We start from the raw sequence: 4,620 nt of genomic DNA, 5'->3' as shown, positions 1-4,620 counted from the left end.
CGAGGGTAGCAACAACTGTCGTCAGTAAAACAAGCACGAGACTTAATCCGTCGACCCCAAGCTCGTAGGAAACAGTGAAATCGACCCCAAGCTGTGATAAGCTTGGGCTGCTAAAGCTGAACCATTCCCTTACCTCCCCGAACTGTAGCTCCGTCACAGAGCGGTCGAGCTGAGCAAAAAGAATGCTTGCGATGACAAGGGGTGGCAGCGTTCCAATGATTCCAATTTTCCTTTTAAATGAGTCCGACTGTGATGGAAAGAAAAGAAGAATGAGCAAACCGAGCAGCGGTGAAACGATCAGCAATGTTAACATCATCGTAGGTACCCTCCTGTAACCGACAATAAAACAAAGAGAACGACAATTCCAAGAAAGGCCGTCAAGCTGTAGGTTTGAACATGACCGTTTTGGAGCTTGGCCCCTGTTTTACCTAACGCATTGATCGTTCCTGTCACCATTTGCTCCACCACTTGAACCACATAGATCTCAAGATAATAAGCGAGGTAGCTTACTACAGTGGTGAAGAAAACAACCGTTCGCTGGTAGAGAGCATCAATGTAAAAGCCTTGCTGTAATAACGCTTGGATCAGCCCTTCCCCCTTCGTCTCCTTCTGTGGTTCTTTCCCGTAGCGCTGATAGGCAAGACCAATCCCCATAAGTGCACAAGCGCTTGCTACGATCATAACCCATATTGGAGCTGAGACCGATTCAACCCCTATCCATTGAGCTCCACTGAACCAATCCCCAAAAAATGTGCCAAACCAATGGGTATGTACAAACCCCGAAATCACAGCAAGAATCGCAAGCACAACCATTGGTCCCTTCATCACAGCGGGCGCTTCATGAACCTCTGTTATCTTATGACGTGGACTTCCCATAAAAACAAGATAGAAGAGCCGGAACATATAGAACGCTGTTAAGATGGACGTTAAAAGTGCGAGACCGAATAGAACAAACCGTCCATCTGCAAGGACGGTAAGGAGAATTTCCTCCTTGCTGAAAAACCCGGAAAAAACCGGAACACCTGCAATCGCAAGACAGCCGATTAAAAATAGCGGACCTGTCACAGGAAGTCGTTTCCACAACCCACCCATTCGTTCGATGTTTTGCGTATGAACGGCATGAATCACACTTCCTGCAGCTAAAAAGAGCAACGCCTTAAAAAAGGCATGGGTCATAAAATGGAACATGGCTGCCACATAGCCAGCCGAGCCAAGGGCAAGCATCATGTAGCCTAGCTGACTTACGGTGGAGTAGGCGAGAATTCGCTTAATATCCGTTTGCCCGAGGGCAACAACGGCCGCAAAAAAGGCGGTTACCCCTCCTACTACCGCCACTACACTCATGGCAGCGGGGGCCGCGAGAAAAACAGGAAACATTGTCGCCACAAGATACACACCTGCCGCCACCATTGTCGCTGCGTGAATGAGTGCCGATACAGGAGTCGGTCCTTCCATCGCATCAGGAAGCCACGTATGAAGCGGCAGCTGACCTGATTTCCCAACCGCGCCGATAAATAAGAGAATGGCAGTCAAGGTAAGCATCCCTTCCCCGAATTGATTCTGATTGACCGCTTCAAAAATGACCGCCAATTCCAAGCTTCCTGTCTGCCAAAACAGGAGCATCATGCCGATAAACAAACCCATATCGCCGATCCTTGTCATGATAAAGGCTTTTTTGGCAGCCGCACGGGCCGCTGGCTTTGAAAAATAAAATCCAATTAAGAGAAAGGAGCACATCCCTACTAGCTCCCAAAACATGTAGAGCTGAAGAAGATTCGGCGATAGAACTAAGCCGAGCATGGAGAATGTAAACAAGCCAAGATAGGCATAGAAGATAGGCAGCCTTTCACGATCAGCTGCGTCCATATACCCTTTCGCATAAATATGTACAAGTAAGCTCACAAGTGTTACGACAAAAAGCATGAGGGCATTTAGTTCATTAACCGACAAGCCGACAGTGATGGTCGTTTCCCCAAATTGGAGCCACGGAGCTTGAACACTTCCCCCCACTCCTTTAAAGCTAAGAAAAAGCAGGGTGCAGGCTACGAAAAAGGACCCTGCTAGGAGGATGCTTGCTAGATTAGCAGCTTTTTCTTTCAAGCTTTTCGCAAAGCATAAACAGAGGATAAAGGATAGTAAAGGGAGAAGCAGGAGCACGATTGCAAACCCAGCCATCGTGAATCACCGCCCTTTCATAGATTCATACTGTTCATCTCTTGGACATTAACTGTTCGACGATTTCGATAGAGGGCAATGATAATCGCAAGACCCACTGCTGCTTCAGCTGCAGCAACAGCAATGGTAAACAACGCAAACACTTGACCTGTAATACTTGGCATCACGCCATGATACGCAAAGGCCACAAGATTAATATTGGCTGCGTTTAACATTAGCTCAATCGAAATCAAAACAACGATGGCATTCCTTTTCGTTAAAACGCCATATAAGCCGATACAAAAGAGAACGAGAGCAAGAAGCAAATAAGCCGACAAAGGGATGCTACTCATGATGGTTCACCTCTTTGTCGTCCTGCTTTGCCAATGAAACAGCACCGACTAAAGCCACAAGCAAAATGACACCGACAACTTCAAAAGGAATCACGTAGTGTGAATAGATGGCAAGACCAATTTGCCTCGCATTTTCCATTTCAAATCCAGTCCCTGGTTCCCCGAGAGTTAAGCCATTAATCCCCCTAAACATCGTGACAAAGAAAACGAAAATACCAAGGATGACAAGCCAAGAATGAAGACGACGCCGATTCCCCTTTTCCTCGTCGTCGTGCTTTGTTAGCATAATCGCAAAAAGCATCATGATTGAAATGGCTCCACCATAGATAAGGATTTGGACAAAGGCGACAAACTCTGCTGCGAGAAGAACATAGAGACCACCAATGCTGATAAACGTAAAGGCTAGGGCAACAATTACATGGACGACTTTTTGTAAATTGATCATAAAGACGCCGCCAGCAATAGCGATTAAAGAGAGCAGAAAAAAAGCAAGGATGCCACCACTCATGTTTTATTTTCCTCCCTCACATTTGTGTCGTTCTCGTCAAGCCATTTCATATCCTTGAACAGCTCATCCCGGCTATATTCGGCAAGTTCAAAATTATTGGTCATGACGATCGCCTCCGTTGGGCAAACCTCCGTACAGAGGTCACAAAGGATACAGATTTCGAAATTGATGTCATACGTTTCGATGACCTTTCCCTTTTTCGTTGGGTCGGGATGACGCTTACCTGTGAGAGAAATGCAATCGGTTGGACAAATGGTGACACATTGGTTACAGACGATGCATTTCTCAGGATAAAATTTTTGGATGCCGCGAAAGCGATCAGGCATCGACACAGGTTCATCTGGATAGCTCGTTGTCACGTTTTGCTTTGATAGGTTTGAAAGGGTATACTTCAATCCTTTTATAAGCCCTTTTCCTAGCATGGGTATTCCTCCCTTTCCGCACTGCTCCATTTAGAAAAATAGTTCTTTTCCGATGACAGTGAGTAGGATGTTGAGAATTGACAGTGGCAGGAGTACCTTCCAAGCGAACTCCATTAATTGATCGCCACGTATGCGTGGGAATGTTCCGCGCATCCAAATCATTAAGAACACGACAGCGGAAAACTTTAAGGCAAACCATATGACACCTGGTATGAAACCGAGAAACGGCAATGGGTGCCAGCCACCGAGAAAAAGAACGGTAATGAGCGAAGCCATGGCAAATAAATAGACGTATTCCGCAAGCATGAAAAAGGCCCAGCGAAAGCCTGAATATTCAACATGGTAGCCTGCTACAAGCTCTGATTCCGCTTCTGGCAAATCAAAGGGAACCCGGTTCAGCTCTGCAGTTGCAGCAATGATAAAGATAAGAAACGCTAAAAATTGAGGAATGATGTTCCATAGGCTTGCTTGCGCTTGAACAATCTCGATTAGATTTAAGCTTCCAGTTAAAAGAATGATCCCAACAACAGATAAAACGAGTGGAACTTCATAGGAAATCATTTGTGCGGCAGCCCGCATGCCACCAAGGAGTGCGTACTTGTTATTTGACGCCCAACCTCCTGTCAGCATGCCGAGCGTCGTGATACTCGTGATGGAAAGATAAAAAAGTAGGCCGATACCGAGATCTGAGAAGTAAAGATTTTCTGAGAAGGGAATAATGCCAATAACGACAAAGGCCGGCACAAAGGCAAGAATGGGTGCTAGCATAAAAAGTGGTTTGTCAGCTTTTTTCGGGATCGTATCTTCTTTGATTAATAGCTTGAGGACATCAGCAACTGTTTGTAATAAACCGAAAGGCCCCCCAACCCGATTAGGTCCGACCCGAAGCTGCATAAAGCCAAGTACTTTTCGTTCGGCTAAAATGGCATAGGTAACAAAGCCAAGAACGACTGAAAGCATTCCAGCAGCCAGGCTAACATACAGAGCAACATGCACCCAGCTAGGTTCTGACATCAACCATTGCTCCATTAGCCATCCACCTCCCCGAGGACGATATCGATGCCACCAAGGATGGCAATCAAGTTTGCTAAGGGCTCTCCCTCTAGTAGCTTTGGCAAAATTTGCAGATTGTAGAAAGAAGGCCTACGGAATTTTAGCCGGTATGGTTCTTTCTTTCCTTGAC

At 46.1% G+C, this 4,620-nt stretch carries 6 protein-coding genes and 1 pseudogene; all 7 read right to left on the bottom strand.

Annotation, left to right across the window (positions count from 1 at the left end; translation table 11 throughout):
- A pseudogene (locus tag BLT_RS21155) lies at positions 1-316 on the bottom strand (NADH-quinone oxidoreductase subunit M); the annotation flags it as partial.
- On the bottom strand, positions 313-2,175 hold the full coding sequence (nuoL, locus tag BLT_RS0101220; protein ID WP_017726013.1) for an NADH-quinone oxidoreductase subunit L: 1,863 nt from the start codon (positions 2,173-2,175) through the stop codon (positions 313-315). The pseudogene BLT_RS21155 and the gene nuoL, both read right to left, overlap by 4 nt.
- Before the next feature lie 17 nt (positions 2,176-2,192).
- On the bottom strand, positions 2,193-2,507 hold the full coding sequence (gene nuoK, locus BLT_RS0101215; RefSeq protein WP_017726012.1) for an NADH-quinone oxidoreductase subunit NuoK: 315 nt from the start codon (positions 2,505-2,507) through the stop codon (positions 2,193-2,195).
- On the bottom strand, positions 2,500-3,015 hold the full coding sequence (locus BLT_RS0101210; RefSeq protein WP_017726011.1) for an NADH-quinone oxidoreductase subunit J: 516 nt from the start codon (positions 3,013-3,015) through the stop codon (positions 2,500-2,502). The genes nuoK and BLT_RS0101210 overlap by 8 nt, the downstream gene beginning before the upstream one ends.
- Entirely contained in the window at positions 3,012-3,437 is a 426-nt protein-coding gene (nuoI, locus tag BLT_RS0101205) for an NADH-quinone oxidoreductase subunit NuoI (RefSeq protein WP_017726010.1), read from the bottom strand. The genes BLT_RS0101210 and nuoI overlap by 4 nt, the downstream gene beginning before the upstream one ends.
- A gap of 30 nt (positions 3,438-3,467) precedes the next feature.
- Positions 3,468-4,466: an NADH-quinone oxidoreductase subunit NuoH gene (nuoH, locus tag BLT_RS0101200; RefSeq protein ID WP_017726009.1), complete on the bottom strand. Its 999-nt coding sequence runs from the start codon at positions 4,464-4,466 to the stop codon at positions 3,468-3,470.
- Positions 4,466-4,620 (bottom strand): NADH-quinone oxidoreductase subunit D-related protein (locus BLT_RS22860; RefSeq protein WP_449267247.1); only part of this gene is annotated, 155 nt, incomplete at its 5' end. The genes BLT_RS22860 and nuoH, both read right to left, overlap by 1 nt.

The sequence above is a fragment of the Halalkalibacterium ligniniphilum genome (genome assembly GCF_000334155.1).
GTDB lineage: Bacteria > Bacillota > Bacilli > Bacillales > Bacillaceae_D > Halalkalibacterium > Halalkalibacterium ligniniphilum.
This window is presented reverse-complemented; position numbering and strand designations above follow the sequence as displayed.